Consider the following 25,825-nt stretch of genomic DNA (forward strand, 5'->3'; position numbering starts at 1 on the left):
TGCACCTCCCAGTCTACCGCAGAGCCCCCTCTTTCGAGGGCTCATCTGCCCCACAGACGGGCTTTTCTGGCACTCCAGGATGATTTCGTCGCCTCAACCGTAGGTGTCGCGAGGACCGCGCCCCTGGACCGTCCTGGGGCCGCGTTTCCAGGTGGGGGCGTCCGGGCCGGAAACCCTGATCGACTCGACCCCTGCTTCCGGGTGCCGTTCCGCGATGGTGGTCGTGACCGTCGCGCGCATCAGTCGGAGCTGGGTCGCCCAGGCCGTCGAGTCGCACCGGATGACGAGTGCGCCGTCGTCGATGGTCACCGGGCGGGAGTGCTTCGCCAGCTCCTCGCCGACGACGCTCGGCCAGTCCACGAAGAGCTCGGAGCGGGCGAGTGGTTCGGTCCACCCGAGCTCGTGGGCGAGCGACCCGACGATGTCGGCGAGGCCCTTCGGCTCACGGCCGCGCCCGTACGGCACGGTGTCGGCGTCGAACTCGCGAGCGCGTCGGCGGCGGGCGTCGGTGCCGCGCTTGGACGGGTCGCCGAACACGGCGCGCAGGTGCCGGTACACCTGCGAGGGTTCGGTGGGCTTGCGGGGCTTCGGCATCAGGCGTCGGCTCCGGCGGGGGTGAGGTCGTCGTCGGTCGGATCGGTCTTGCTGTCGGCGCCCGCCTTGGTGTCGGCGTCCGCCGGCTCCGTCGCGCGGGTCCGGTCCGTCGCGTCCGTCCGGTCCGTCGACGGACTGGAGGCGCGGGTCGCGTCCGCCTCGTCGGTCACGATCGTGCCCGCTTCGATCCGCACCGTGTGCGCCGCCAGCTTCGGGGGCACGTCACCGAACACCGCTGCCGTGATGAGCACCTGCTCGTAGTCGGCGACCGCGTTCGCCAGCCGTTCCCGTCGCGATTCGTCGAGCTCGGCGAACACGTCGTCGAGGATGATGATCGGGTCGCCCAGGTTCGACTCCGCGCGCAGGATGGACGCGCTCGCGAGCTGGATCGCCAGCGCGAAGGACCAAGATTCGCCGTGACTCGCGTAGCCGCGGGCAGGTAACCCGTTCAGTTGGAACAGCACGTCGTCCCGGTGCGGTCCGACGAGGGTGAGTCCGCGGTCGAGTTCGTCCCGCCGACGTCGTTCGAGCGCTGCCGCGAACGCCTCGGCCGCCGACGCGACGGTGACCGGTTCGTCGGGCGTCCCGAGCACGGGGTCGGTGGCCGCCGCGGACTCCGGGTCGCCACCGCGGATCGACAGGACCCCCGTGATCGAGGCGTCGTGGTGCTCGCCGGCGACGGTGGCGTAGGCCTCGGCCACGAAGGGGGCGAGGCGTCGGGTCAGGTGGTCGCGGGCCGCGACGATCTCGGCACCGAGCCCCACGAGGCGGTCGTCCCAGACGTCGAGCGTCGACAGGGCGTTGGCCTTCGCACCCGTGGCTCGGGCCGACTTCAGCAGGGTGTTCCGCTGCCGGAGCGTGCGGTCGTAGTCGGCGAGCACACCCTGCATCCGCGGCGCGATCTGACCGAGCAGCTCGTCGAGCATCCGGCGTCGCCCGGCCGGTTCGCCCCGCACCAGGGCGAGGTCCTCCGGTGCGAAGAGCACCGACGTGCAGTAGCGCGGCAGCTCCCGCGGCTTGATCGCCGAACGGTTCACCTGCGCACGGTTCGCACCGGTGCGGTTGATCTGCACCTCGGCGAGGATGCTGCGGTCTTCGTGCGCGAGTCGAGCCCGGACGATCGCGGCGTCACAACCCTGGCGGACGAGCGCTGCGTCGGTGGGGACGCGGTGCGAGCCGAGGGTGGAGAGGTACCCGATCGCCTCGACCAGGTTGGTCTTGCCCTGTCCGTTGCGTCCGACGAACAGGTTCGGCCCGCGTGCGAGGTCGACGTCCGCCTCCCGGTAGTTCCGGAAGTCGGTCAGTTGGAGATGGTCGACGTGCACGCGGGCCGAGGCCGGGTTCCCCCGGGAAGTCCTAGGACTTCTTGACGGCGTGGCCGCCGAACTGGTTGCGGAGCGCCGCGACGGCCTTCATCGTCGGCGAGGCACTGCCCTGGCGCGAGACGAAGCGCGCGAAGATCGACGCCGAGAGCGCCGGCATCGGCACGGCGAGCTCGATGCCCTCTTCCAGCGTCCAGCGACCCTCGCCCGAGTCCTCGACGTAGCCCTCGAGCTCGTCGAGCTTCGGGTCTTCGTTCAGGGCCAGGACCATGAGGTCGAGCAGCCAGGAACGGACGACCGTTCCGCGCTGCCACCCGGCGAACACGGCGGGGACGTCGGTGATGAGGTCCTTGGCCTCGAGGAGCTCGTAGCCCTCGCCGTACGCCTGCATGATCGCGTACTCGATGCCGTTGTGGACCATCTTCGCGTAGTGGCCGGCGCCGATCGGGCCGGCGTGCGAGAAGCCTTCTTCGCGGGGGCCCTCGGGGCGCAGGGCGTCGAAGACCGGCATCGCGAACTCGACGTCCGCAGCGTCACCGCCGACCATCAGGCCGTAGCCGTTGTCCTTGCCCCAGACACCACCGGAGACGCCGGCGTCCATGTAGCGGATGCCGCGCGCACCGAGCTGCTCGGCGTGCTTGGTGTCGTCCAGCCACTTCGAGTTGCCACCGTCGATGACCAGGTCGCCCTCGCCGAGGACGCCGGCCAGGTCGGTGATCACGTCGTCGGTGATCTTGCCGTGCGGGACCATGACCCACACGAGGCGCTTGCCCTCCGGGAGGGCAGCGGCGAGGGCGCCGAGGTCAGCGACGTCGGAGACGGCGGGGTTGGCGTCGTACCCGGTGACCTCGATCCCTGCGTTGCGGAGACGGGCACGCATGTTGTTGCCCATGCGACCGAGGCCGACAAGACCGATGTGCATGATTTCCTCTTCTGTTCGTCGTCGCGCTGATGCTGCCGGTGGTGTGCGCCAGCGCAGGTTGCCTGTTGCGCCTATCGCAGCAGCAGGTTGGGCTGCAGCAGGTACCGGTATCCATCGGTCGCTGCGGCCTCTTGCGAAGTCTGGCCGGTGATCAGCACCGGGCCCGGCTTGTTGGGGTTCTCCGTCTTGGTGAAGGAGATGCGGACGAACTCGGAGTGCACCGCGTTCAGCCCGTCCAGGAGGAAGGCGGGCTTCAACGAGACCACCGTTTCCTCGCCGGTCAACAACGCACTGATCGACTCTGACGCCTGCGCTTGTTCGGATCCGATCGCCTCGAGCGTGAGCCCGTCGACCGTGAAGGAGAACCGGAGCGCGGCTTCGCGCTCCAGGACGAGGGAGACCCGTCGGACCGCTTCGACCAGCTCCGCGGTGTTGATCACCGCGTGGTCGTTGACGGTCTCGGGGAAGAGCCGGCGGACCGGCGGGTAGTTGCCCTTGATGAGCAGCGACGTCACGGTCTTGTCGTCCGCGTGGAAGGCGATGAGTTCGCGGTCCGAGTTGCCGCTGATCGACACCGACACCGTGGACGCCGAACCGAACGTGCGGCCGACCTCTTGCAGGGTGCGGGCCGGGACCAGCGCGTGCAGGGGGTCCGAGCCGACTCGGCCGGAGTCCCACGCGATCGTGCGGACGGCGACGCGGTAGCGGTCGGTCGCGATGAGGGACAGGTCGTTGTCGCCGACCTCGAGCTGCACGCCCGTGATCACCGGGGTGACGTCGTCACGGCTGGCGGCGACGGCGACCTGGGACACGGCTTCGGAGAACGCGTCGCCCGGGATGACACCCGTCTGCGGACCGATCTCCGGCAGCGTCGGGTACTCCTCGACCGGCATGGACAGCAGCGTGAAGTGTGCCGAACCGCAGGTGACCGAGATCTTCGCGTCCTCGGTGGTGAACGACACAGGGGCGTTCGGCAGCCGGCTCGCGATGTCGTTCAGCAGCCGGCCGGAGACCAGGACGGTGCCCGGTTCGTCGATCTGCGCCGAGATCGACGTCTGCGCCGAGACCTCGTAGTCGAACGACGAGAGCGTCAGGCGATCGCCATCGGCGTGGATCAGGACGCCCGACAGGATCGGCAGGGTCGTGCGCTGCGGGAGGAGCTTCACTGCGAAGGAGACGGCTTCGGAGAAGACGTCCCGGTTGACCTCGAACTTCACAGCTGGAACCCCTGTCGATCGGCTTGGACTGTCCGGCCGCCCCATTCTGGCACAGGCGGAGGAGCGCCGGATTTCTTGTCATCCCGCCGTCCACAAGGTTGTCCCGCGGAGATTGATCGTTAACCAGGAGTAATGGTGTTAACGCCTGTGCACACTGTGGATAACCCTGTGCATCCCGGTCCGGAGTAGGGAACTACACGCTTGTGACTTGTGAGCGGTGTGTGAGCGTTAACGGGATGAATGAATCTCATCTATCCACTTCCATCCCCAGTCTCCACAGGCGACCCCCCACCTGTGTACAACCGGGCGGCGTGTCCTCCACAGTTATCCACAGGCTATCCACACTGTGAGAACTCCGGCCCATGGAACCGTCTCAGATGGTGGATGGGTCCGGGAACCCGCCGATCTCAGCGGTAGCGGCGGTCCTGTTTGATGCGGCTGGTGAGCTCGGTGACCTGGTTGTAGATCGACCGACGCTCCTTCATCAGCTCGGTGATCTTCTTGTTCGCGTACATGACCGTGGTGTGGTCGCGGTTGCCGAACAGCTGCCCGATCTTGGGCAGGGACAGGCTCGTCAGCTCACGGCACAGGTACATCGCGATCTGTCGTGCCGTGGCGATCGCCTGGGAGCGGGACGAGCCGTAGAGGTCGTCGACGGAGAGCTTGAAGTACTCCGCGGTGTGGTTGATGATGTCCGTCGGCGCGACGACGTTGTCCTCGTCGAGGGTGATCAGGTCCTTGAGCACCGTCTGCACCAGCGCCATGTCGACGGCCGTCCGGTTCAGGCTCGCGAACGCGGTGACCCGGATCAGGGTGCCCTCGAGCTCGCGGATGTTGCTCGACACCTTCGACGCCATGAACTCGAGGATGTCGTCGGGGACCTGCAGGTGGTCCGACTGTGCCTTCTTGCGGAGGATCGCGATGCGCGTCTCGAGCTCGGGCGCCTGGACGTCGGTGATCAGACCCCACTCGAAGCGCGACCGCATCCGGTCCTCGAACCCGGTCAGGTGCTTCGGCGCCACGTCCGACGTGATGACGACCTGCTTGTTGTGGTCGTGCAGCGTGTTGAAGGTGTGGAAGAAGGCCTCCTGGGTGGAGTCCTTCCCCTGCAGGAACTGGATGTCGTCGATCAGCAGGATGTCGATGTCGCGGTAGCGCTGCTGGAACTGGTTCGACCGGTTGTTCGCGATCGAGTTGATGAAGTCGTTGGTGAACTCCTCGCTCGACACGTAGCGGACGCGGATCCCCGGGTAGAGGCTCTCGGCGTAGTGCCCGATGGCGTGGAGCAGGTGGGTCTTGCCCAGTCCGGAGTCCCCGTAGATGAAGAGCGGGTTGTAGGCCTTGGCCGGTGCCTCGGCGACGGCGACGGCTGCGGCGTGGGCGAACCGGTTCGACGAGCCGATGACGAAGTTGTCGAAGTTGTACTTCGGGTTGAGCCGCGACTCCGGGCGCCCGCTGGTGCCGGGAGAGTCGATCTGGCTCGGGACGAACGGCGCCTCGATGTACTGACGCGGCGCGGCACTCTGCTCGACGGCTTCCTGCACGGGTTCGGCGTACTCCGGCACGTTGGGGTCCACCCGCGGCTCCGACGCCATGTCCGGGTTGACCGTGATCGCGAAGTTCGCGACCGAGTCGTCGCCGATGCGTGCGACGGCCTCGGTGATCGGGATGCGGATTCGCTGCTCGAGCATGCCGCGGGTCAGGTCGTTCGGGACCTCGAGGTACAGGGTGCCGGCGAGCACGCCCTTCGGCTCGACCAGGTTCAGGAACCCGTGGAGCTGCGGCGTGATGCGGGGGTCCTCGGCGAGGATTCGGAGTACGGATGACCAGAGGTCCTCGACGGGGTCGGCCGGCATCGTCATGTCGCGCTCGTCTCCAGGGGTCGTGTCGTGCGTTCGCTGCCGGACGAGAGTGCGTCCCGCGGGGTCGGACATGCCGTGGCGTCCTCGGCGACCGCACTCGGGACAGGGTCGTCTCCGGCGGATCGTCGGTGGCTCCGGAGAGTTCTCCGAAGCCTCGTTGCCACGGAGGTTCCCACAGGGTTGTCCACAGTGTTGTCCACGACCGCTCCGAGTCGTCCGACAGGAGTACTTCCCTGTCGTACCGGGCCTTCGAGGCGATCGATCACACCACTGTAAAGGACCGGACCGAGTCCCACCGAACGGAAGTTGTCCCCAATGTGGAGAATGGGCTCGAGCGGCACCAGCCACGGGTGTGACGGCACCACCTGTCCGCGGGGGGTTTGACCTGCCCGCCGCTGTCACGTACCGTTAACCAGTTGACTGCGGCCCTTTGGTCGCGCCCATCTGCGTCGTCCGCACCCGGACGACTACACATACGTGACGGCTCGCCGCGAGCAGCCGTGTGGAGAACATCATGAGCAAGCGCACCTTCCAGCCGAACAACCGTCGCCGCGCCAAGAAGCACGGCTTCCGCCTCCGCATGCGGACGCGTGCCGGCCGCGCCATCCTGTCGGCGCGTCGCGCCAAGGGCCGCACCGAGCTCTCGGCCTGATCAGGCTCATCCGCCTGATCCGGTCCTCGGTCTGACCCCGGCGTCGCAGTGTTGGCCAGCGCCAACCGCATCGTGCGCGGGGACGACTACCGGAACGTCGTGCGTCGTGGTCGCAAGAGCGCCACGGCGCACGTCGTCGTGTCCGTGGTCCGCCAACCGGCCGACCGCGACGGACCGACACGCTTCGGCTTCATCGTCGCGAAGACGGTGGGCAACGCCGTGACCCGGAACCTGATCAGGCGGCGGCTCAAGGCGATCGCGCACGACCTGCTCGTCGAGTGCCCAGAAGGGTTCGACGTGGTGGTCCGTGTACTGCCAGCCGCATCGCAGGCCGGATGGCCTACCCTGCTCGAAGACGTCACGCGCTCCTTCGCGCGCGGGGTGGAGAAGGCAGCATGAACCGCACTCTGTGGACCCGGCTGGCCTGGGTCATCGCGTTGCTCCCACGCAACGCGTGCGTCGTCGTGCTCCGGGCCTACCGTGCGGTGATCTCCCCGCTGTACGGCAACGTCTGCCGCTACCACCCGTCGTGCTCCCGGTACGCCCTCGACGCGATCCAGCAGTACGGCGTCGTGCGCGGATCCGCCATGGGCGCCTGGCGCATCGCCCGCTGCAACCCCTGGGCTGCCGGCGGCATCGACGACGTCAAGGAACGTCGTCACCCGTTCGTCGTCAACCGGTTCGGGTTCGTCCTCGCGCCGATCCCGCAGCAGCCGCACCCCGCGGTCGGAACGGCCCGGCCGGTCCTGCTCCCCCAGCGCACTCGAAAGGCGTAGCCGTCCCCATGGACATCATCGGAACGATCCTCTGGCCGCTCAAATGGGTGGTCTCGGCCATCCTCGTCGGCTTCCACTGGATCTTCGAGAGCATCGGGATGGACCCGAGCGCGGGCATCACGTGGGTGCTCTCGATCATCTTCCTGACGTTCGTCGTCCGCGCCGCGTTGATCCCGATCTTCGTCCGGCAGATCAAGTCGCAGCGTCGCATGCTCGAGGTCGCGCCGCAGCTGAAGAAGATCCAGGACAAGTACAAGGGCAAGAAGGACCAGTTCTCGCGCGAGGCCATGAGCCGCGAGACGATGGCGCTCTACAAGGAGACCGGGACCAACCCGCTCAGCTCCTGCCTGCCGCTGCTCCTGCAGATGCCGATCTTCTTCTCGCTGTACTCCGTGCTGCACGAAGCGCAGATCAACAAGACCGGCATCGGCCTGCTGACGAACGACCTCGCGGCCTCGTTCGGCAACGCGGCGCTGTTCGGCGCTCCGCTGCACGAGACGTTCACGAACGCCTCCGGCTGGGAGGTCCGCGCGATCGCCGGCTTCATGATCGTCGTCATGACCGCGTCGCAGTTCATCACGCAGCTGCAGCTCGTCGCCAAGAACATGTCGCCGGAGACCAAGGAGTCTCCGATGTACCGCCAGCAGAAGATGATGCTGTACATCCTCCCGCTGGTCTTCGTGATCTCGGGCCTCAGCTTCCCCCTCGGCGTCATGTTCTACTGGCTCGCCTCGAACCTCTGGACGATGGCGCAGCAGTACTTCGTCATCCGCAGCATGCCGACCCCGGGTTCCGAAGCTGCTCTGGCTCGTGAAGCCCGCCTGGCCAAGAAGGCCCAGCGTCGCGGGACCGCCACTCCGGTCCTCGCCGAGGCCGGCGCCGGCGTCGGCGCGACGGAGATCGAGCCCGTGCGCGTCACCACCCAGCGTCAGCAGCCGGTCGGCAAGCAGCGCCAGAAGAAGAACGGGAAGAAGTAAGTGACCGAGCAGGACACCGCGGCCGCCGTCGAGACGACGGACACCGAGACCGAAGACGTCCGCGACGAAGCGGACATCGCAGCGGACTACATCGAGGAACTCCTCGACATCTGTGATCTCGATGGCGACATCGAGATCGAGGAACGCGGCGGTCGCGTGTACCTGTCGGTCACCGACGACGGAGAGGCACTTCGTGTCCTCTCGAAGCCCGACACGGTGACCGCACTGCAGGAACTCACTCGCATCGCGGTGCAGGCGGAGACCGGCGAGTTCAGCCGACTCATCCTCGACGTCGGTGGCTCGCGCGACGCCCGTGCCGAGGAACTTCAGCGTCTCGTCGACACCGCGGTCGAGCGGATCGAAGCCGGTTCGTCGACGGCAGCACTCCCCCCGATGTCGTCGTACGAGCGCAAGCTCGTCCACGACCTGGTCGCTGAGAAGGGCTTCCACTCGGAGTCCGAGGGTGAGGGTCGGGACCGCCACACGGTCGTCACCCGATGACGGACGAGCCAGTGGCACCCACGGCCGCACCGGTGCTCGAAACCGAGCCTGCTGCCGCCGTGACGCTGTTCGGCGACCAGATCGAGGTGGCGCGGTCGTTCACGGACGAGCTGGCGCGACGAGGTGAGGAGCTGGGCCTGATCGGCCCGCTCGAGCTCCCCCGGCTGTGGACTCGACACATCCTCAATTCTGCGTTGCTGGCACCCCTCCTGGAGGCGCGTGGCCGGGTTGCGGACGTCGGTTCCGGCGCAGGACTGCCGGGCCTCGTGCTCGCCATCGCCCGCCCCGACGTCGAGTTCGTGCTCATCGAGCCGATGGAGCGCCGGACGGATTGGCTCCGCGGTGAGGCCGACCGCCTCGGCCTGCAGAACGTGACGGTGCTCCGTGGCCGTGCAGAGGACGTCGCTGACGAAGTGGTCGTTGACCAGGTCACCGCTCGGGCCGTCAGCGCGCTCTCGAAGCTGATCCCCCTGACCGTGCCCTTGGTTCGGTCCGGTGGCCAGCTCATCCTGATGAAGGGTGCGCGTGTCGACGAGGAGATCGAGAAGGCCCGCAAGGTGATCCTCCGGAAGCGCCTCTCCGACGTCGAGGTGCTCGAGCTCGGAGACGGTGTGGTCGACGAGACCACTCGCGTCTTCCGGGCTACAGTTGACTGACGCTGCGGCTCGGGCCGGGTCATCCGGCCGCCAGTGGCTCCGCGTTCCACGTGAAACATCGAACCGGGGAAGAGGCACTCGTTGAGTTCATCGACCGACTACGACGCGTCGACACCGCTCGCTCGCGAGATCGCCGACCTCAACCGTCGCCGCCGCGCGATTGCGACGCAGCAGTTCCCGCTGCCTGCTGAGACGCGGATCATCACGGTCTCGAACCAGAAGGGTGGCGTCGGCAAGACGACATCGACGGTCAACCTCGCAGCGGGACTCGCCCACGGTGGCGCTCGAGTGCTCGTGATCGACCTCGACCCGCAGGGCAATGCGTCGACCGCACTCGGCGTCGATCACCAGGCCGAGGTCGCGAGCATCTACGACGTCATCGTCGATGAGGCACCGATGGCCGACACTGTCCAGGCCTCCCCCGAGTCGGACACGCTCTGGTGTGTGCCGGCAACGATCCACCTCGCCGGTGCAGAGATCGAGCTCGTCTCCCTCGTTGCACGTGAGCAGCGCCTGCGGACCGCGCTCGACATGTACCTGCAATCGCTCGACGAGCCGTACCACTACGTCTTCATCGACTGCCCGCCGTCGCTCGGTCTGCTGACGATCAACGCGTTCGTCGCGGCACAAGAGGTCCTGATCCCGATCCAGTGCGAGTACTACGCGCTCGAAGGGCTGAGCCAGCTCCTGCGGAACATCGAGCTGATCGAGCGCCACCTCAATCCGAACCTCCGGGTGTCCACGATCCTCCTCACGATGTACGACAGCCGCACGAACTTGGCGAACCAGGTGGCGAACGACGTCCGGGAGCACTTCGGTGACCAGGTACTCAAGGCGATGATCCCCCGCTCCGTCCGAGTGAGCGAGGCACCCAGCTACGGGCAGAGCGTCGTCGCGTACGACGTGAACTCCACCGGGTCGCTGTCCTACCTGGAAGCGGCCGCCGAGATCGCAGCACGAGGAGCAAAGCACTGATGGCACCGAAGCGAACCGGGCTCGGCCGAGGCATCGGCGCCCTGATCCCCACAGCGACGGACCAGCAGGACCGTCCCGTGGATGTGTTCTTCCCGACCGGCGGCTCCCCCGCCTCCGCGCCGACGGCGGACGATCTCGTGGCAGTGCCGGGCGCCCGTCTGGCGAACCTCAACCCGCTCGACGTGATCCCCAACGCGCAGCAGCCGCGGAAGGAGTTCCGCGAAGAGGAGCTCCAGGAGCTCGTCCACTCCATCCGCGAGATCGGCGTGCTACAGCCCATCGTCGTGCGTCCCATCGCCGGCGCGACGGGGACGGACCCGCAGTACGAGCTCATCATGGGTGAGCGTCGTCTGCGGGCCACCAAAGAACTCGGGCTGAGCACGATCCCTGCGATCGTGAAGGACACCCCTGACGACGCGATGCTCCGGGATGCACTGCTCGAGAACCTCCACCGGGCACAGCTCAACCCCCTCGAAGAAGCGTCTGCCTACCAGCAGCTCCTCGCGGACTTCGGCATCACGCAGGAGCAGCTCGGTCAGCGCATCGGACGGTCTCGACCGCAGATCACCAACACCATTCGGCTCCTGCGCCTCCCCTCCCCCGTCCAGCGCAGAGTCGCCGCAGGTGTCCTCTCTGCCGGGCACGCCCGTGCCATCCTCGCTGCGCCGGACGCAGAGGCGATGGAGTACCTGGCAGAGAAGATCGTCAACGAAGACCTCTCGGTCCGGGCGGCTGAGGCGATCGCGCAGCAACTCGCCTCGAAGACCCCGCAGACGAAGCCGAAGTCCGAGCCGTCGAAACGTCAGGCGCACTTCGACGACCTCGCAGAGCGGCTCGGTGACCGGTTGAACACCCGGGTGAAGATCGCGGTCGGCGCCCGGAAGAGCTCGGTCACCATCGACTTCGCGAACGGTGACGATCTCAACCGGATCCTCGCCGAGCTGGGCGTGCGGGACCTCGAGAGCTGAAGCAGGCCTCACGCGGCGCTGTGGGGCGCTGTGAGCCTCTGGGACGCCAGAGCCGGGGTCCACGGACGCGCTACTCCTGCCGCGCGCTCTGGCGGCAACGCAGCGCTCCGCACGATGCTGCGCCTTCGGTGGACGCGATCGGCCTCAGCTGAGATGGTGGCGTCGTGACCACCAGCGGCTCGCCTTTCACGCCGGCGATCCGGGGGACGTTCTTCCGGGCCGTAGATCCGAGGTTCCGAGAGTTCGCGATCGCGGGATCGCGTTCCGTGGGCCGGTATTCCAGGGCCGATGAGCCGACGTTGTACCTCAGTGCGTCGGTCGGAGGAGTCGAAGCTGCGATGGTCGCGCACAGGGACGTCCGTGCGGAGACGTTGGAGATCGTCGCGATCGATGTCGACGCTGCACGAATCGTCGACCTGCGTGATCCAGGCACGCTCGATTCGATCGGCATCGACCTGCAGGACGCTGTTGCTCCATGGCAGGACATCGCCGCCGCCGGTGGTACGCCCGGCTCGTGGCAGGTGCGCGACCGCTTGCTCGAGATCGGCGCCGACGGACTCATCGATCCGTCTCGGAAGAGCCCCGGCCTGTGGCACTTGGTGCTGTTCCGGTGGAACGAGGACGACGCGCCAACCGTTGTGATCCGTCGATGAGATCGGCCGGACGAGCAGTGCGACGTTCCACGTGGAACATCGAAGTCCGTCAACCACGCCGGCGTGGTCCCGAGCGCGCGGTGTTCCACGTGGAACATCGCGCGACACTGATCAGGCGCGGTCGTCCCGGATGGCCTGCTCGGCGAGCTCGGCGTAGGTCCAACCGAGGTCGAAGCCCGACGCCGAGAGCGCTTGCGGCAGCAAAGACGTCTCCGTGAGCCCGGGGAGCACGTTGGCCTCGAGGAACCACGGTGTTCCGGCGCCGTCGATGATCAGGTCAACGCGCGACAGGTGACGGAGTCCCAAGGCCGTGTGCGCGGCGACTGCTGCTTCTGCCGCTGCCGCCGCGAACTCGTCTGACAGCCGCGCCGGCGTGTAGAAGGTCGTCTCCCCCGCGTTGTAGCGAGCCTCGAAGCCGTAGATACCGTTGCGGGGCACGATCTCGACGGCGGAGAGGGCGACCGGGCCGTCGCCGGTGTCGATGATCCCCACGGCCACCTCGGTCCCGCGGATGAGCTGCTCGACCACGACGTCGTCGCAGTACGTGTAGGCAGTGACCATGGCGCGTGGCAGGTCGTTGACGTCGTCGACGAGGGTCACGCCCTGGGCGCTCCCGCCACGTGCGGGCTTCACGGCAAGTGGCACCGGGTGCTCGGTGGCGATCGACTCGAGGACGCCGACGGCGCCGAGCTCACGGAAGACGTCGTGCGACAGCGTCACCGAACGAGGGGTCCGCACGCCGGCGCGGGCGACCAGTGCGGACGCCGTGGGCTTGTCCCATGCCAGCCGAGCCGAGGTCGAACGCGAGCCGACGAACGGGATGTCGACGGCCTCCAGGATGCCCCGCAGGGCCCCGTCTTCACCGGAGGCGCCGTGCAGCGCCGGCCACACGACGTCCGGGCGGGACTCCGCGAGGGCGGGCAACAGGAGCGCGTCGGCGTCGCGGAGATCGACCTGCCAGCCGTAGCCGGTCAGTGAGTCGGCGACCCGCCGACCGGATCGCAGGGAGACGTCCCGCTCGTGCGAGATGCCTCCGGCGACGACGACGACGTGACGACGGGTGAGCTCGGCCATGCGGGGTCCTCCGGTGTGGAACTGCGGTGCTGTGCGATCAGCGTCGCGCAAAAGTGCTGATCAGGAGATGTTCGGCGGCGGTGCACTGACGGACGATGTCGCTCGCACCACCGTGTTGGGGCGCGGGGTCGGCCCGAAGGTCTCGATGAGTTCGAGCTCGTCGTTGACGACGTTCGCCAACCGCTTGACGCCGACGCGGATCTGCTCCGGCGTCGGGTAGCAGAACGACAGGCGGATGTGTCCACCGCCACGTCCGTCGGCGTAGAACGCCGTCCCCGGTGTGTAAGCGACGAGCTCCTTGACGGCACGCGGCAGCATGCCCTTGGAGTCGAGCGACTCCGGCAGCGTCAGCCAGACGAAGAAACCACCGTTCGGCTTGGTCCAGGACAGGTCGGGCAGGAACTCCCCCAACGCGGACAGCATGGCGTCACGTCGCTCGGCGTAGATGCCCCGGAAGGTGTCGACCTGACCCTTCCAGTCCGCGGCGTCGAGGTAGGCGTTCACGACGTACTGGCCGAAGGAGTTCGGCGCGAGGACGGCCGACTCGTTGGCGAGCACGAGCTTCTCGCGGATCGCGTGCGGCGCGAGTGCCCAGCCGACGCGGAACCCGGGCGCGAGCGTCTTGGAGAAGGAGCCGAGGTACACGACGCCCTCTTCGTCGATCGAGCGGATGGCCTGGGGTGCCGGCTCGTCGAACCAGAGGAGTCCGTAGGGGTTGTCCTCGAGCACGAGGATGTTGTTCGACCGGCAGATGTCGAGCACCTCGATGCGTCGCTCTCGGCTCATCGTGACGCCGGCCGGGTTGTGGAAGTTCGGGATCGTGTAGAGGAACTTGATCCGCTTGCCCTGGGTGCGGAGGTTCGCGATCGCCTCACGCAGCGCCTCGGGGACCAACCCGAGCTCGTCGGTCGTCACGTGCACCGTCTCGGCCTGGTAGGACCGGAAGACACCGATCGCACCGACGTAGGACGGCGACTCGGCGAGCACGACGTCGCCCGGATCGATGAACAGCCGCGTGACGAGGTCGAGCGCGTGCTGCGAGCCCGTGGTGACCACGACGTCCTCGGCGCTGGCCCGGATGCCCTCGAGGCTCATGACGTCCACGATGTGCTCGCGGAGGGAACGCAGGCCCTGTCCCCCGCCGTACTGGAGCGCCATGGCGGCGTGCTCGTTCATGACACGGTCGAGAGAGCCCGTGACGAGCTCCCTGGGGAGCGCGGAGACGAACGGCATGCCGCCGGCCAGCGAGACGACTTCGGGGCGCGAGGCGACGGCGAACAGGGCTCGGACCTCGGAGGCGCTCAACCCGGCGGTGCGCTGGGCGTAGGAGTCGTACCAGGGGTCGAGGCTGTTGCCGTTCGTCATCGCGTGCTCCGTTCAGTGGGACATTCCCGCCACACTACGACATCGGCCCGGGGAACCCGGGTTCCGCGACGGGGCCGATCGGCATCCGGTGGCTCCGGACGAGAACGGCCCCGCTCTCCGGGGAGAGCGGGGCCGTTCGTGCGGGGCGACCTACGCGAGGAACTCGGCGAGGTCGGCCTCGAGCGCGGGCTTCGGCTTGGCGCCGATGACGGTCTTGACGACCTCGCCACCCTTGAAGACCTTCATCGCCGGGATCGACGTGATCTGGTAGTTCATGGCCGACTGGGGGTTGTCGTCCACGTTGAGCTTCACGATCTCGATCTTGCCGGCGTGCTCTTCGGCGATCTGGTCGAGGATCGGCGAGACGGCGCGACACGGGCCACACCACTCGGCCCAGAAGTCGACGAGGATCGTCTTGTCGGACTTGAGGACCTCGTCCGAGAAGGTGGCGTCGGTGACAGCCTTGGCGTTGGACATGTGTGCTCCTTCGAGAAGTCGTTCAGGGGGTACAACGGCGATGCGGTCGTGGTATTCCGAGACTGCTCAGGCCCGGGAGGCGATGACGTCGACCATGGCGGGTTCGGTCGGACCGACACCCTCGGCCTCGTTCGTCAGTTCGTCGTCGAGCTCGGCGAGGTACTTCTCGGCGTCGAGCGCGGCGACCGTACCCGAACCGGCGGCCGTGATGGCCTGGCGGTAGGTCGGGTCGATGACGTCACCGGCGGCGAAGACACCCGGCAGGTTGGTCTTCGACGAGCGGCCCTGGACAGCGATCGTGCCCTCGGGCGCGATGTCGATCTGGCCGTGGATCAGGTGCGTGCGCGGGTCGTTGCCGATCGCGATGAACAGGCCGTCCAGTGCGAGCTCGGACTCCTCACCCGTCACGGTGTCCGTGAGGGTGACGCCCTCGACCGCGGAGTCACCCGTGATGCCGGTGACCGCCTTGTTCCACGCGAACTCGATCTTCGGGTCGTTCATCGCGCGGTCCTGCATGATCTTCGACGCACGCAGCGAGTCCTTGCGGTGGATGACCGTCACCTTGTCGGCGAAGCGGGTGAGGAACGTCGCCTCTTCCATCGCGGAGTCGCCACCGCCGACGACAGCGATGTTCTTCTGGCGGAAGAAGAAGCCGTCGCAGGTCGCGCACCACGAGACACCGTGGCCGGACAGGCGCTCTTCGTCGGGGAGACCGAGGTGGCGGTACGCCGAGCCGGTGGCGTAGATGACCGCGAGGGCCTCGTACGTCTCGCCCGAGCCGACGGTGACCTTCTTGACCTTGCCGGTCAGGTCGACGGAGACGGCGTCGTCGTACAGGACCTCGGCACCGAACTTCTCGGCCTGCTCCTGCATCTTGATCATGAGGTCGGGGCCCTGGATCCCCTCGGGGAAGCCGGGGAAGTTCTCGACCTCGGTCGTCTTGGTGAGTTCACCGCCCGTCTCGACACTGGAGGCGACGATGAGCGGCTTGAGCTCTGCGCGCGCTGCGTAGATGCCGGCGGTGAACCCGGCCGGACCGGAACCGATGATGATGAGCTGGCGCATGCCTGATTGCCCTTCCGTTGCGTCTGACCGGGTCAACCCATCGTACCGGCGTGGCATTCCGCACGACCCGTGAGCGTGCGGTGACCGGCTGGGATCAGCGGCCGAGCTTGCTGCGGAGCATCCGGACGGCGTTGCCGATCTCGCCGTTCTTCGCGACGACCAGGGCTCCGAAGTACACGGCGACCATCGCGGCGCCGGTCAGGACGATCGTGATGAGGGCCCCGGTGCGGTCGGACATCGCGAACCCGGACTCCGAGAAGGCACCGAAGAAGTTCACGACGAGGAGCCCGACGACGCCGGAGATCAGCGCCGCGATGACGAACTGGACGTGCGACCGGGTGATCACCGGCCCCTCGATGTGCCCCAGCCGCTTGCGGACGACCACGAGCGCGACGATCGTCTGCGCCGATCCGGCGATCGTGGTGCAGGCGGCGACACCGATGCCGATGACCGAGGTCGGGAACGTCGAGACCGCCAGGGCCCCGATGACGAAGAGCACCGACTGGATGCACTGCATGAGGAACGGGGTGCGGTGGTCGTGCATCGCCCAGAAGACGCGCTGGATGACGAACAGCATGCTGAACAGGACGAGACCCGGCATGTAGGCGACGAGCACGGCACCGACCTGCAGCGCGCTCTCGAACGTTCCCTCGTACAGGCGGCCGAACGGGACCGCGACGACGATCAGTGCCACCGAGGCGAAGACGGTGAACAGCCCGACGATGCGCAGGGACAGCGACAGGTTGCGGCGGACCGCGTCGAGGTCACCGCGCTCGGCGTCGTGGCTCATCCGGGTGAAGTAGGCCGTCGCGATGGACACCGTGATGATCGAGTGCGGGAGCATGAAGATCAGCCAGGCGTTTCCGAGCACGGCGTTGCCCGGACCGTCGTCCCGTCCGAGCCACGCGACCTGCGACTGCACGATGCCGGCGATCTGGGTGACGAGGATCATCGCGAAGAGCCAGCCGGCAGCGGTCCCCGTGGACTTGAGGCCCACGCCGCGCCACCGGAAGTCGGGGCGGAACGACAGGCCGGCGCGCTTCCAGAAGAACGGCAGGAACGCGGCCTGGGCGAAGACACCGAGCGATGCGCTGCCGGCCAGGAGTGCGATCTTCGCCGGCGTCCACTGGTCGAGCTGGCTGCCGCTGGTGCCGTACAGGGCGATGAACACGACGAGGCCGCCGATGGCGATGACGTTGTTGAGCAGCGGCGCCCACGTGAACGGCCCGAAGACCTGCTTCGCGTTGAGGACCTCGCCGAGCAGCGAGTACATCGCGTAGAAGAGGATCTGCGGCAGGCACCAGAACGCGAAGGCGACGGCGAGGTCGGTCGCCTCGGGCCCGGAGCCGACCGATGAGCTCGTGTAGAACCGGACCAGCAACGGTGCGAACACCGTCGCCACGATCGCGATGACGACGAACACGGATCCACCGAGCGTCACGATCTTGTTGACGTACGCCTGGCCGCCGTCCGTGCCGGTCTTCATCGCGCGGACGATCTGCGGGATGAGCACGGCGGACAGCAGACCGCCGGCGATGAGCGCGTAGATGTTGTTCGGCAGCTGGTTCGCGACCGCGAAGGCGTTGGCCGAGGGGCTCGCGTTCTGCCCGATCGCGTACGCGAGCACGAACGTCTTCGCGAAGCCGAGGATCCGGCTCACCATCGTGCCCGCCGCGAGCATCGCGCTCGCCCGGCCGAGACTGCGCTCGGCGACCGGCTCGGCGTCGACGTCGGGCTGGGGCTGGCTGGCGCTGATGGTCGGCTCCTCGGCGTCGCGGTCGTCCGCGACGGTGGTGCGTGCGCCGTCGGACGGGAGGCGCGGCTCGGCCCCGGCGCGCGCGATGGCGTCCTGCAGGGGGCCGTGGTCCACCGCCGCGGCCGGCGCCGTGGTCGACGTGGCGGCCGGCGTTCCTGCGGCCGCAGCGGCCGTGGACGCGGCCACGCTGGGTGCGGTGGCTGCTCCGGAGGGGTGATCCGTGCCTCCAGGCCGGGTCGTCGTCGCCTGCGCGCCCCCGACCGTCGGCTGGACCGCCAGGGGGCGGTTCGGGTCGTCGTCATCCTCGTCGTCGAGTTCGCCGTTGCGGCGCCGGATGCGCTTGCGGATGCTGCGGAAGATGCCGAAGCCGAAGATGCCGATCAGGGCGATCGCAGCGACCGCGGTGATGACGGTCTCCCACTGCGCCTGCACGTTGAGCTCGACCGTGGCGGGCTGGGCGACGGCGACACCGGTCGGACTCGAGAGCGACATCGTCAGTTCGACCGTGCCGTTCGCGACCGACTGCACCGGGACGGTGGCACGGGTGGAGGAGTCCGGCTGGATCTCGACGACGATGTCGTTGCGGACGACGCGGAGCGCCGAGTTGGACGGCTGCACGGACAGGTGCACCGTGACCGGGTAGTCGGAGCTGTTCCGGATGGACACCGGCAGCGACGACCGGTCGCCGAGCAGGGTGAGACTGCTCGAGTCGACGATGCCGACCTCGGTCGTGCTCTTCGCCCACGCGGCCGCTCGGGCCTCCACCGCGGCTGCGAGACCCTGGTCGTCATCGCGCCAGGCGTTCGAGGCGAGGGCGAGCAGGCGGAGCCGTGCCGGGGCCGTCAGCTGGTTCGGGTCGCCGAGGATCGTCGCGAACGCGGTGAGGCCCTGCTCCCCCCGCACGAGCTTCTGGAGCTGGTCGATGCGGGATTCGCCGGTGGACGCGCTGGCGAGCGTCAGTGACCCGGGTGTGGCGTCCGAGGCGGTGGAGAGGTCGGCGGGAGCGACCCACGGGGTGCCCTCGAGCGCGTCCAGCGCCTGGCTGAGCCGCGTGGAGTCGGACGGCCACTCGCGACCCAGGGTGAGCAGGATCGGGCCCGTCGCCGAGCCTTCACTGGCCGAGGTGGCCAGGGTCGCGGTGAGCTCGGACATCGTCGACGACCAGCTCTGGCGGTCGGGGGCGGTCGCTGCGCGGCGGAGCATCGACGACATCGACTGGTCGGAGACGAGCACGTGGTCGCCGCCGATCTTCTCGGACGCGGCGATCGTGGTGTCCGCGCCGGCCGAGGTGTTGCCGCTCGAGACGATGGTGGTCTTGGTACCGGCTCGCCGGAGTGCGGGGAGGTCGTCGGAGGACACCGTGCCGTCGGTCGGCCAGGCGATCGGGTCCATCGAGTAGGGGAAGTCGAGCAGGGACTCCGTGGTGGGCAGGGTCTCCTGCGCCTGGTCGGTACCCGGGTCGGTCGTGGCGTCGTCCGGGGCCTGGGCGGGCGCCGGTGACGAGGTCTGCCCCGGGGTGGCGCTCGGCGTCGGCGCCGGGGTCTCGGCGCCGGGGAAGTTCTCGGCCTTGACGGACTCGTCGAGGGAGATCGGCGACAGGATGCCGTCGGACCCGGCCTGCCGGAGCCCGGTCACGTCCGCGTCGGCGTAGGGCAACGCGAAGGTCTCGTTGCGCATGGCCTGCAGGCGTTGGAGCCAGCTGACCGCGCTCGAGGGGGCGTTCTCGCCGAGGATCCGGATCGAGGCGATGATCCGGGGGTCGACGGCCACGGCGACGTTGTGGTCTTCGGCCGCGTCGAGCTGCTGCGTGAGGGTGCCGTCCACCGAGGTCGCGGCGGCCAGCACCGGGGCGGTGAGGATGCCGTCGGTGGACTTCGGCACCGTGACGGGCATCGCGACGGACACGCTGACCGGAGCCTGCTCGAAGTCCGGGTACCAGGTGATCGCGGACCGGTCGACGGCGAAGGCGTCACCCGCCGTGTACTCCGCCGCGATGCGCCGGGCACCGAACGACGAGTACCCGCCGAGTGCCACGTTGCCGGAGACGATGTCGACCGAGTCGATCGTGACCGAACGGTGCGCCGGGACCGCCGGGATGTCCACGGAGTCCATCGGGGCGCCGAGGTAACCGGTTGTGGTGGTGTCGTTGAGCCAGCTCGCCAGGACGTCCCGGGTGCTCACCGAGCGGAAGATGTCGAACTCCGCGGTGCCCGCCGGCAGGGCCGCATCGGTGTCGTTCGTGACGGTGACCGACAGGGTGAGGTCCTGGTCGCGCTGGACGATCCCCCGGTTCGCGGGGGCGATCGAGATGGTCGCCTTCCCCGCGTCGGCGGCGGCCGGGTCGGCGACGTGGCTCTTCGGTGCGGAGACCGTGGCGGCCGAGGCGTGGTCGGTGGTGACGGGCGCGACGACCAGGCCGAGCGCGACGAGGGTCGACGCGGCTGCGGCGAGCGTGGTGCGGAGCATCTGCATACGGGGAGCGGGCCACGGGGTCGGTTCGGGCCGAGCACGAGTGTATGAGGCGCGACCATGAACAGGACCCGTGCGCGCGCGGCTTGTGGAGAACTCGGGGCCTCGATCTGGGAGGATGAGCACCGTCATGCAGTCCGTTGCCCAGGCCGTCGAACGACTCGACGCACTCGCCACCACCGAGCCCGTCGACCTCCTCGCTCGGGCCTTCGCCGACGCCGGACACGAACTCGCCCTGGTCGGCGGGCCCGTCCGTGACGCGTTCCTCGGCCGTCCGGTGACCGACCTCGACTTCACGACCGACGCCCGGCCCGACGACATCCTGCGGATCGTCGAACCCATCGCGAGCGCCACGTGGGACGTCGGCCGCCAGTTCGGCACCATCGCCGCACGGGTCGCCGGCGAGCAGGTCGAGATCACCACGTACCGCAGCGACGTCTACGACGGCGAGACCCGCAAGCCCGAGGTCGCGTTCGGCGACACCATCGAGGACGACCTGCTCCGTCGCGACTTCACGGTGAACGCCATGGCGCTGCGGCTGCCGGCCCGCGAACTCGTCGACGTGCACGGCGGCGTCGAGGACCTGCTCGCCGCACGGCTCCGGACGCCACAGACCGCGGTCGTCTCGTTCCGCGACGACCCCCTGCGGATGATGCGCGCGGCCCGGTTCACGTCCCAGCTCGGGTTCACCGTCGACGACGACGTGCGTGCCGCGATGCAGGAGCTCGTCGCGTCGATCGACATCGTGTCCGCCGAGCGCGTGCGCGACGAGCTCGTCAAGCTCCTCAACACCAGCGACCCCGTCCCCGGCATCCGGCTGCTCGTCGACACCGGCCTCGCTGAGCGGTTCCTGCCGGAGCTGCCCGAGATGCGACTCGAGGTCGACGAGCACCACCACCACAAGGACGTCTACGAGCACTCGCTCACCGTGCTCGAGCAGGCCATCGGGTACGAGGCCGAACGGCACGCCGGCGATCCCCCGGACACCGTGCTCCGGCTCGCGGCGCTGCTGCACGACATCGGCAAGCCCGCGACGCGCAAGCTCGAGCCCGGCGGCGCCGTGAGCTTCCACCACCACGACCTGGTCGGCTCGAAGATGGCGAAGAAGCGACTCCGTGCGCTCCGCTTCGACAACGACACCATCGCCGCGGTGTCCCGGCTGATCGAGCTGCACCTGCGCTTCTTCGGGTACACCGAGGGCGCCTGGACCGACTCGGCCGTCCGCCGCTACGTCCGCGACGCCGGGGACCAGCTCGAGCGACTGCACGAGCTCACCCGCTCGGACGTGACCACCCGCAACCGCCGCAAGGCCGATCGGCTGGCGTTCGCGTACGACGACCTGGAGGAACGCATCCGGGTGCTGTCGGAACAAGAGGAACTCGAGTCGATCCGTCCGGACCTGACCGGCGACGACATCATGCGCATCCTCGACATCCCGCCGGGGCGTGCCGTGGGCGAGGCCTACCGGTTCCTGCTCGAGGCCCGGATGGACGAAGGACCCCTCGGCGAGGAGACCGCCGAGGAGCGCCTGCGCGCGTGGTGGGCCGCCCGGGGCGAGACCGGCGGCACCGGCGCCACCGGCGCCTGAGACGCGACCGCCTGACGGGCGGAACCGTTCTCCACAGGCCGGTGGCGCGCCTCCAGGCAGTCCGGTAGGCTACCCAGGTTGCCCCTCGCGCACCTGCGTGGTCTGGGGCACATGCATCAACCCTCCTGCCCCGGGAACCGCCCGGGGCCGCTGAGACCAGAGGAGGTGGGTTCCGCATGCACCAGTACGAACTGATGGCGATCCTCGACCCCGAGATCGATGAGCGCACCGTCGCTCCCAGCCTGGACAAGTTCCTGGCCGTGATCCGCAACGCGGGTGGCACCGTCGACAACGTGGACGTCTGGGGCCGTCGCCGGCTCGCGTACGAGATCGCGAAGAAGTCCGAGGGCATCTACGCCGTCGTCGACTTCACGTCGTCGCCCGAGGCCGCCAAGGAGCTCGACCGTCAGCTCGGTCTCTCCGAGGCCGTGCTCCGCACGAAGGTCCTCCGCGCTGAAGAGGGCATCGCGCAGGTCGCCGCCCAGAAGCAGCGTGACGAGGCGCGTGCGGCCCGCAAGGCTGCCAACGCCTCCCAGACCGCAACCGCGACCGCGAGCGCCGAGTAACCCGTGGCCGGCGAAACCGTCATCACGGTGGTGGGCAACCTCACCGCGGACCCCGAGCTGCGCTACACGCAGAACGGGCTCGCCGTGGCGAACTTCACCATCGCGTCGACCCCTCGCACGTTCGACCGTCAGGCGAACGAGTGGAAGGACGGCGACGCGCTGTTCCTCCGTGCGAGTGTGTGGCGCGAGTTCGCCGAGCACGTGGCGGGGTCGCTGACCAAGGGCTCGCGCGTCATCGCGCAGGGTCGTCTGCGTCAGCGTTCCTACCAGGACCGTGAGGGCCAGCAGCGCACGAGCATCGAGCTCGAGGTCGACGAGATCGGCCCGTCGCTCCGCTACGCGACCGCACAGATCACCCGCGCAGCGGGTGGCAGTGGCGGCGGTCGTGGCCAGGTCGGCGGCGGCGGCAACGCCCCCGCGGGCAACGGCGGCGGCAACTGGAACAACAACGGTGGCGCTCAGTCGGACGCGCCCTGGTCTCCCCAGGGCGGCCAGCAGGGTGGCGGCAACGCACAGTCGAACGACGTGTGGAGCACCCCCGGCGGCAACTTCGACGACGAGACCCCGTTCTGATCGGAGCACGCAGCGCCGCCTGACAGCGGCAACTGCGAGTTCCGGACTGATCCTCCCGGTTCCGACGGACACACAACTTTTCTTCTAAGGACAAATCACTATGGCTGGAAAGAGCACCGGCGACCGCCGGAAGCCTCGCGGCAAGGGCGGCAAGAACGCTGCTCCCGCGAAGTCGATCAAGGTCGGCGTCATCGACTACAAGGACGTTGCGACCCTTCGCAAGTTCATCTCGGAGCGTGGAAAGATCCGCGCCCGTCGCATCACCGGCGTCTCCGTCCAGGAGCAGCGCCTCATCGCCCGTGCCGTGAAGAACGCCCGTGAGATGGCGCTCCTCCCCTACGCCGGCTCCGGCCGCTGATCGGAGGTCGACACATGTCGAAGCTCATCCTCACCCACGAGGTCTCCGGCCTCGGTTCCGCTGGTGACGTCGTCGACGTCAAGAACGGCTACGCCCGCAACTACCTCATCCCCCAGGGCTTCGCTGTCGCGTGGTCCAAGGGCGGCGAGAAGCAGGTCGAGTCGATCCGTGCCGCGCGTACCGCGCGCGAGCTCGCCACCATCGAAGAGGCACAGGACCTCAAGATGAAGCTCGAGAACGCGACCATCACCCTGTCGGTCAAGGCCGGCAAGGACGGTCGTCTGTTCGGCTCCGTCCGTCCGGGCGACGTCGCTGACGCCGTCCAGGCGCAGGGCGTCGGCTCGCTCGACAAGCGCAAGGTCGAGGTCCCCGCGACCATCAAGACCGTCGGTGACCACGAGGCCACCGTGCGCCTGCGCGAGGACATCACTGCCGTGATCTCGCTCCAGGTCGTCGCTGCCAAGTAGCACTGACGTTCCGCTCCACGACGGGCGGGTCTCCTCCGGGAGGCCCGCCCGTCGTTGCGTTCCAGGGGCGGTCGCGCGGCTTGTCGTACGGCTGTCGCCGAGACGGTCACCGGCCTGGAGGCGCGGGTCGACTCGGCTGGCAGGTTACGTTGCATGCGGGGTCAGGCTGGCTGGGAGCGGGCCGAGAACTCTTCCCACAGGAGGGGTGCTTGTCAAGTCGTTTTACACAGTGGAAACGTGTCAAATCGGAACCTTCAACGGGTAGTTGAACCCCACTTTTCCACACACCGTGTGCAACACAAAAGCCCAGGTCAAGCGGTCGAAAGTGTGTTCGTACGGGCATTTTTCCACAGGCTCTTCCACAGTTGTCCACACAGCGGTCCGGCGTGTTCCGCAGCCTCTCCCCAGAGTTATCCACAGGGCCGTTTGTTGGGGATAACTCTCGGGCCGTACGTTGGGCCAGCGACTCGGGGATGTCGGTCGCCGGGGGTAGAAACAGGGGTGCGGGTTCCGGCCGGTGGGTGCTGTCCCGCCGGTTCCGGTCCGTGTCGTCAACAGAGGAGAGCGTGTGTCGATCGCACATCTTGAGCCCGCACCGCAGGACTACGCGGAGCGCGGCATGGAACGCACCCCGCCGCACGACATGCTCGCGGAGCAGTCGACCATCGGCGGCATGCTCCTGTCGAAGGACGCCGTCGCCGACGTCATCGAGACCGCACGCGGCGTGGACTTCTACGTCCCCAAGCACGAGGTCATCTTCGACGCGATCCTGTCGCTCTACTCGCACGGTGAACCCACCGACGTCATCGCCGTCACCGACGAGCTGACCAAGACCGGCCTGCTGTCCCGCGCCGGCGGCGCCGAGTACCTGCACAGCGTCACGAGCATGGTGCCGACCGCCGCGAACGCCGGCTACTACGCCGGCATCGTCGCCGAGAAGGCCGTGCTCCGTCGCCTGGTCGACGCCGGCACCCGCATCGTCCAGATGGGCTACGCGTCGGAAGGTGAGGTCACCGACCTCGTCAACAGCGCCCAGGCCGAGGTCTACAACGTCGCCGGTGGTGTGCAGACCGAGGACTACGTCCCGCTGACCGACGCCATCTCCGCCGCCCTCGACGAGATCGAGGCCGCCAAGGGCCGCGACGGCCAGATGACCGGCGTGCCGACCGGGTTCGCGCAGCTCGACGGCCTGACCAACGGCTTCCACCCCGGACAGCTCATCATCGTCGCCGCCCGCCCTGCGCTGGGCAAGTCGACGCTCGCGCTCGACCTGTGCCGCGCCGCCGCGATCAAGCACGACCAGACCGCCGCGTTCTTCTCGCTCGAGATGGGCCGCGCCGAGATCGCCATGCGTCTGCTCTCCGCCGAGACCAGCGTGCCGCTGCAGAACATGCGCAAGGGCACCGTGGACTCCCGCGACTGGACCACCATCGCGCAGACCCGCGGTCGCATCAACGACGCCCCGTTCTTCATCGACGACTCCCCCAACATGACGCTCGTCGAGATCCGCGCCAAGTGCCGTCGACTCAAGCAGCAGCACAACCTGAAGCTCGTGGTCATCGACTACCTGCAGCTGATGACGTCCGGCAAGAAGGTCGAGAGCCGCCAGCAAGAGGTCTCCGAGTTCTCGCGTGCCCTGAAGCTGATGGCCAAGGAGCTCCAGGTGCCCGTCATCGCCCTGTCGCAGCTGAACCGTGGGCCCGAGCAGCGTGCCGACAAGAAGCCCGCGATCTCCGACCTGCGTGAGTCCGGCTCCATCGAGCAGGACGCCGACATGGTCATCCTGCTGCACCGTGAGTCGGCGTACGAGAAGGACAACCCACGTCAGGGTGAGGCGGACCTGATCGTGGCGAAGCACCGTAACGGGCCGACGGACACCATCACCGTGGCGTTCCACGGGATGTTCTCGCGGTTCGTCGACATGCCGCAGTAGGCGCCTGTCGTCGCGCACACAATTTGTCTCCTTCGCGCACAACTTGTCGCCGTTCAGCG

25 protein-coding genes are annotated in these 25,825 nt (G+C 68.2%); 15 read left to right on the plus strand and 10 right to left on the minus strand.

Annotated elements, in window-relative coordinates:
- Nucleotides 1–93: 93 nt before the first annotated feature.
- The 5 genes from H489_RS31540 to dnaA all read right to left on the minus strand — a co-directional run bounded on the left by H489_RS31540 (nt 94) and on the right by dnaA (nt 5,917).
- Nucleotides 94–594, minus strand: coding sequence for a DUF721 domain-containing protein (locus H489_RS31540; protein WP_017887812.1), 501 nt, complete (start codon nt 592–594; stop codon nt 94–96).
- Nucleotides 594–1,919: a DNA replication/repair protein RecF gene (recF, locus tag H489_RS31545; protein WP_017887813.1), complete on the minus strand. Its 1,326-nt coding sequence runs from the start codon at nt 1,917–1,919 to the stop codon at nt 594–596. The genes H489_RS31540 and recF overlap by 1 nt, the downstream gene beginning before the upstream one ends.
- A gap of 31 nt (nt 1,920–1,950) precedes the next feature.
- Nucleotides 1,951–2,838: a phosphogluconate dehydrogenase (NAD(+)-dependent, decarboxylating) gene (gene gnd / locus H489_RS31550; protein ID WP_017887814.1), complete on the minus strand. Its 888-nt coding sequence runs from the start codon at nt 2,836–2,838 to the stop codon at nt 1,951–1,953.
- A 71-nt stretch (nt 2,839–2,909) separates the two neighbouring features.
- Nucleotides 2,910–4,055, minus strand: a complete 1,146-nt coding sequence (gene dnaN / locus H489_RS31555; protein ID WP_017887815.1) for a DNA polymerase III subunit beta — start codon at nt 4,053–4,055, stop codon at nt 2,910–2,912.
- Nucleotides 4,056–4,462: 407 nt separating this feature from the next.
- Nucleotides 4,463–5,917 carry a chromosomal replication initiator protein DnaA gene (dnaA, locus tag H489_RS31560; protein WP_017887816.1) on the minus strand — a complete coding sequence of 485 codons (1,455 nt, stop codon included), beginning with the start codon at nt 5,915–5,917 and terminating at the stop codon, nt 4,463–4,465.
- 514 nt (nt 5,918–6,431) lie between these two features.
- Here dnaA and rpmH point away from each other — a divergent pair.
- From rpmH to H489_RS31600, 9 genes are all read left to right on the plus strand, one after another.
- Nucleotides 6,432–6,569 carry a 50S ribosomal protein L34 gene (rpmH, locus tag H489_RS31565; protein ID WP_022889115.1) on the plus strand — a complete coding sequence of 46 codons (138 nt, stop codon included), beginning with the start codon at nt 6,432–6,434 and terminating at the stop codon, nt 6,567–6,569.
- Nucleotides 6,570–6,617: 48 nt separating this feature from the next.
- On the plus strand, nt 6,618–6,968 hold the full coding sequence (gene rnpA / locus H489_RS31570) for a ribonuclease P protein component (protein ID WP_017887818.1): 351 nt from the start codon (nt 6,618–6,620) through the stop codon (nt 6,966–6,968).
- Nucleotides 6,965–7,345 carry a membrane protein insertion efficiency factor YidD gene (yidD, locus tag H489_RS0119525; RefSeq protein WP_017887819.1) on the plus strand — a complete coding sequence of 127 codons (381 nt, stop codon included), beginning with the start codon at nt 6,965–6,967 and terminating at the stop codon, nt 7,343–7,345. The genes rnpA and yidD overlap by 4 nt, the downstream gene beginning before the upstream one ends.
- Before the next feature lie 8 nt (nt 7,346–7,353).
- Nucleotides 7,354–8,322: a membrane protein insertase YidC gene (yidC, locus tag H489_RS31575; protein WP_017887820.1), complete on the plus strand. Its 969-nt coding sequence runs from the start codon at nt 7,354–7,356 to the stop codon at nt 8,320–8,322.
- Entirely contained in the window at nt 8,323–8,823 is a 501-nt protein-coding gene (locus tag H489_RS31580; protein ID WP_017887821.1) for a protein jag, read from the plus strand.
- Nucleotides 8,820–9,479: a 16S rRNA (guanine(527)-N(7))-methyltransferase RsmG gene (gene rsmG / locus H489_RS31585; protein ID WP_042539979.1), complete on the plus strand. Its 660-nt coding sequence runs from the start codon at nt 8,820–8,822 to the stop codon at nt 9,477–9,479. Before H489_RS31580 ends, rsmG begins: the two co-directional genes overlap by 4 nt.
- A gap of 81 nt (nt 9,480–9,560) precedes the next feature.
- Nucleotides 9,561–10,454, plus strand: a complete 894-nt coding sequence (locus H489_RS31590) for a ParA family protein (protein WP_017887823.1) — start codon at nt 9,561–9,563, stop codon at nt 10,452–10,454.
- Nucleotides 10,454–11,422 carry a ParB/RepB/Spo0J family partition protein gene (locus tag H489_RS31595; RefSeq protein ID WP_017887824.1) on the plus strand — a complete coding sequence of 323 codons (969 nt, stop codon included), beginning with the start codon at nt 10,454–10,456 and terminating at the stop codon, nt 11,420–11,422. Before H489_RS31590 ends, H489_RS31595 begins: the two co-directional genes overlap by 1 nt.
- A gap of 164 nt (nt 11,423–11,586) precedes the next feature.
- On the plus strand, nt 11,587–12,075 hold the full coding sequence (locus tag H489_RS31600) for an RES family NAD+ phosphorylase (protein ID WP_031260123.1): 489 nt from the start codon (nt 11,587–11,589) through the stop codon (nt 12,073–12,075).
- Between the two features lie 111 nt (nt 12,076–12,186).
- Here H489_RS31600 and H489_RS31605 read toward each other — a convergent pair whose 3' ends face one another.
- From H489_RS31605 to H489_RS38660, 5 genes are all read right to left on the minus strand, one after another.
- Nucleotides 12,187–13,149, minus strand: a complete 963-nt coding sequence (locus tag H489_RS31605) for a D-alanine--D-alanine ligase (protein WP_017887826.1) — start codon at nt 13,147–13,149, stop codon at nt 12,187–12,189.
- A gap of 60 nt (nt 13,150–13,209) precedes the next feature.
- Entirely contained in the window at nt 13,210–14,514 is a 1,305-nt protein-coding gene (locus tag H489_RS0119530) for a PLP-dependent aminotransferase family protein (protein WP_017887827.1), read from the minus strand.
- Nucleotides 14,515–14,664: 150 nt separating this feature from the next.
- Nucleotides 14,665–14,991: a thioredoxin gene (trxA, locus tag H489_RS31610; RefSeq protein ID WP_017887828.1), complete on the minus strand. Its 327-nt coding sequence runs from the start codon at nt 14,989–14,991 to the stop codon at nt 14,665–14,667.
- Between the two features lie 66 nt (nt 14,992–15,057).
- A complete protein-coding gene (gene trxB, locus H489_RS31615; RefSeq protein ID WP_017887829.1) occupies nt 15,058–16,056 on the minus strand; it encodes a thioredoxin-disulfide reductase in 999 nt (332 codons plus the stop codon).
- Nucleotides 16,057–16,150: 94 nt separating this feature from the next.
- Nucleotides 16,151–20,284 (minus strand): DUF6049 family protein, encoded by a 4,134-nt coding sequence (locus tag H489_RS38660; protein WP_017887830.1) that lies wholly within the window; start codon nt 20,282–20,284, stop codon nt 16,151–16,153.
- A gap of 127 nt (nt 20,285–20,411) precedes the next feature.
- Here H489_RS38660 and H489_RS31620 point away from each other — a divergent pair, with 127 nt between their 5' ends.
- The 6 genes from H489_RS31620 (at nt 20,412) to dnaB (ending at nt 25,766) form a co-directional block, all read left to right on the plus strand.
- Entirely contained in the window at nt 20,412–21,869 is a 1,458-nt protein-coding gene (locus H489_RS31620; protein WP_040419842.1) for a CCA tRNA nucleotidyltransferase, read from the plus strand.
- A gap of 176 nt (nt 21,870–22,045) precedes the next feature.
- Nucleotides 22,046–22,435, plus strand: coding sequence for a 30S ribosomal protein S6 (rpsF, locus tag H489_RS31625; protein ID WP_017887832.1), 390 nt, complete (start codon nt 22,046–22,048; stop codon nt 22,433–22,435).
- 3 nt (nt 22,436–22,438) lie between these two features.
- On the plus strand, nt 22,439–23,008 hold the full coding sequence (locus tag H489_RS31630; protein ID WP_017887833.1) for a single-stranded DNA-binding protein: 570 nt from the start codon (nt 22,439–22,441) through the stop codon (nt 23,006–23,008).
- A 100-nt stretch (nt 23,009–23,108) separates the two neighbouring features.
- Nucleotides 23,109–23,366, plus strand: a complete 258-nt coding sequence (gene rpsR / locus H489_RS31635) for a 30S ribosomal protein S18 (RefSeq protein ID WP_017887834.1) — start codon at nt 23,109–23,111, stop codon at nt 23,364–23,366.
- Between the two features lie 14 nt (nt 23,367–23,380).
- Nucleotides 23,381–23,833, plus strand: coding sequence for a 50S ribosomal protein L9 (gene rplI / locus H489_RS31640; protein ID WP_017887835.1), 453 nt, complete (start codon nt 23,381–23,383; stop codon nt 23,831–23,833).
- Nucleotides 23,834–24,401: 568 nt separating this feature from the next.
- Entirely contained in the window at nt 24,402–25,766 is a 1,365-nt protein-coding gene (gene dnaB, locus H489_RS31645) for a replicative DNA helicase (RefSeq protein ID WP_031260130.1), read from the plus strand.
- The last annotated feature ends 59 nt before the right edge of the window (nt 25,767–25,825 follow it).

The organism is Curtobacterium flaccumfaciens UCD-AKU (assembly GCF_000349565.1).
Taxonomy (GTDB): Bacteria; Actinomycetota; Actinomycetes; order Actinomycetales; family Microbacteriaceae; genus Curtobacterium; species Curtobacterium poinsettiae.

Excerpts from the sequence above, each read along its gene's own strand:
- H489_RS31540 (WP_017887812.1), bottom strand. The coding sequence starts at position 594 with ATGCCGAAGCCCCGCAAGCCCACCGAACCCTCGCAGGTGTACCGGCAC.
- gnd (WP_017887814.1), bottom strand. The coding sequence starts at position 2,838 with ATGCACATCGGTCTTGTCGGCCTCGGTCGCATGGGCAACAACATGCGT.
- dnaA (WP_017887816.1), bottom strand. The coding sequence starts at position 5,917 with ATGACGATGCCGGCCGACCCCGTCGAGGACCTCTGGTCATCCGTACTC.
- rpmH (WP_022889115.1), top strand. The coding sequence starts at position 6,432 with ATGAGCAAGCGCACCTTCCAGCCGAACAACCGTCGCCGCGCCAAGAAG.
- yidD (WP_017887819.1), top strand. The coding sequence starts at position 6,965 with ATGAACCGCACTCTGTGGACCCGGCTGGCCTGGGTCATCGCGTTGCTC.
- yidC (WP_017887820.1), top strand. The coding sequence starts at position 7,354 with ATGGACATCATCGGAACGATCCTCTGGCCGCTCAAATGGGTGGTCTCG.
- rsmG (WP_042539979.1), top strand. The coding sequence starts at position 8,820 with ATGACGGACGAGCCAGTGGCACCCACGGCCGCACCGGTGCTCGAAACC.
- H489_RS31595 (WP_017887824.1), top strand. The coding sequence starts at position 10,454 with ATGGCACCGAAGCGAACCGGGCTCGGCCGAGGCATCGGCGCCCTGATC.
- H489_RS31605 (WP_017887826.1), bottom strand. The coding sequence starts at position 13,149 with ATGGCCGAGCTCACCCGTCGTCACGTCGTCGTCGTCGCCGGAGGCATC.
- H489_RS0119530 (WP_017887827.1), bottom strand. The coding sequence starts at position 14,514 with ATGACGAACGGCAACAGCCTCGACCCCTGGTACGACTCCTACGCCCAG.
- trxA (WP_017887828.1), bottom strand. The coding sequence starts at position 14,991 with ATGTCCAACGCCAAGGCTGTCACCGACGCCACCTTCTCGGACGAGGTC.
- trxB (WP_017887829.1), bottom strand. The coding sequence starts at position 16,056 with ATGCGCCAGCTCATCATCATCGGTTCCGGTCCGGCCGGGTTCACCGCC.
- H489_RS38660 (WP_017887830.1), bottom strand. The coding sequence starts at position 20,284 with ATGCAGATGCTCCGCACCACGCTCGCCGCAGCCGCGTCGACCCTCGTC.
- H489_RS31620 (WP_040419842.1), top strand. The coding sequence starts at position 20,412 with ATGCAGTCCGTTGCCCAGGCCGTCGAACGACTCGACGCACTCGCCACC.
- rpsF (WP_017887832.1), top strand. The coding sequence starts at position 22,046 with ATGCACCAGTACGAACTGATGGCGATCCTCGACCCCGAGATCGATGAG.
- rpsR (WP_017887834.1), top strand. The coding sequence starts at position 23,109 with ATGGCTGGAAAGAGCACCGGCGACCGCCGGAAGCCTCGCGGCAAGGGC.
- rplI (WP_017887835.1), top strand. The coding sequence starts at position 23,381 with ATGTCGAAGCTCATCCTCACCCACGAGGTCTCCGGCCTCGGTTCCGCT.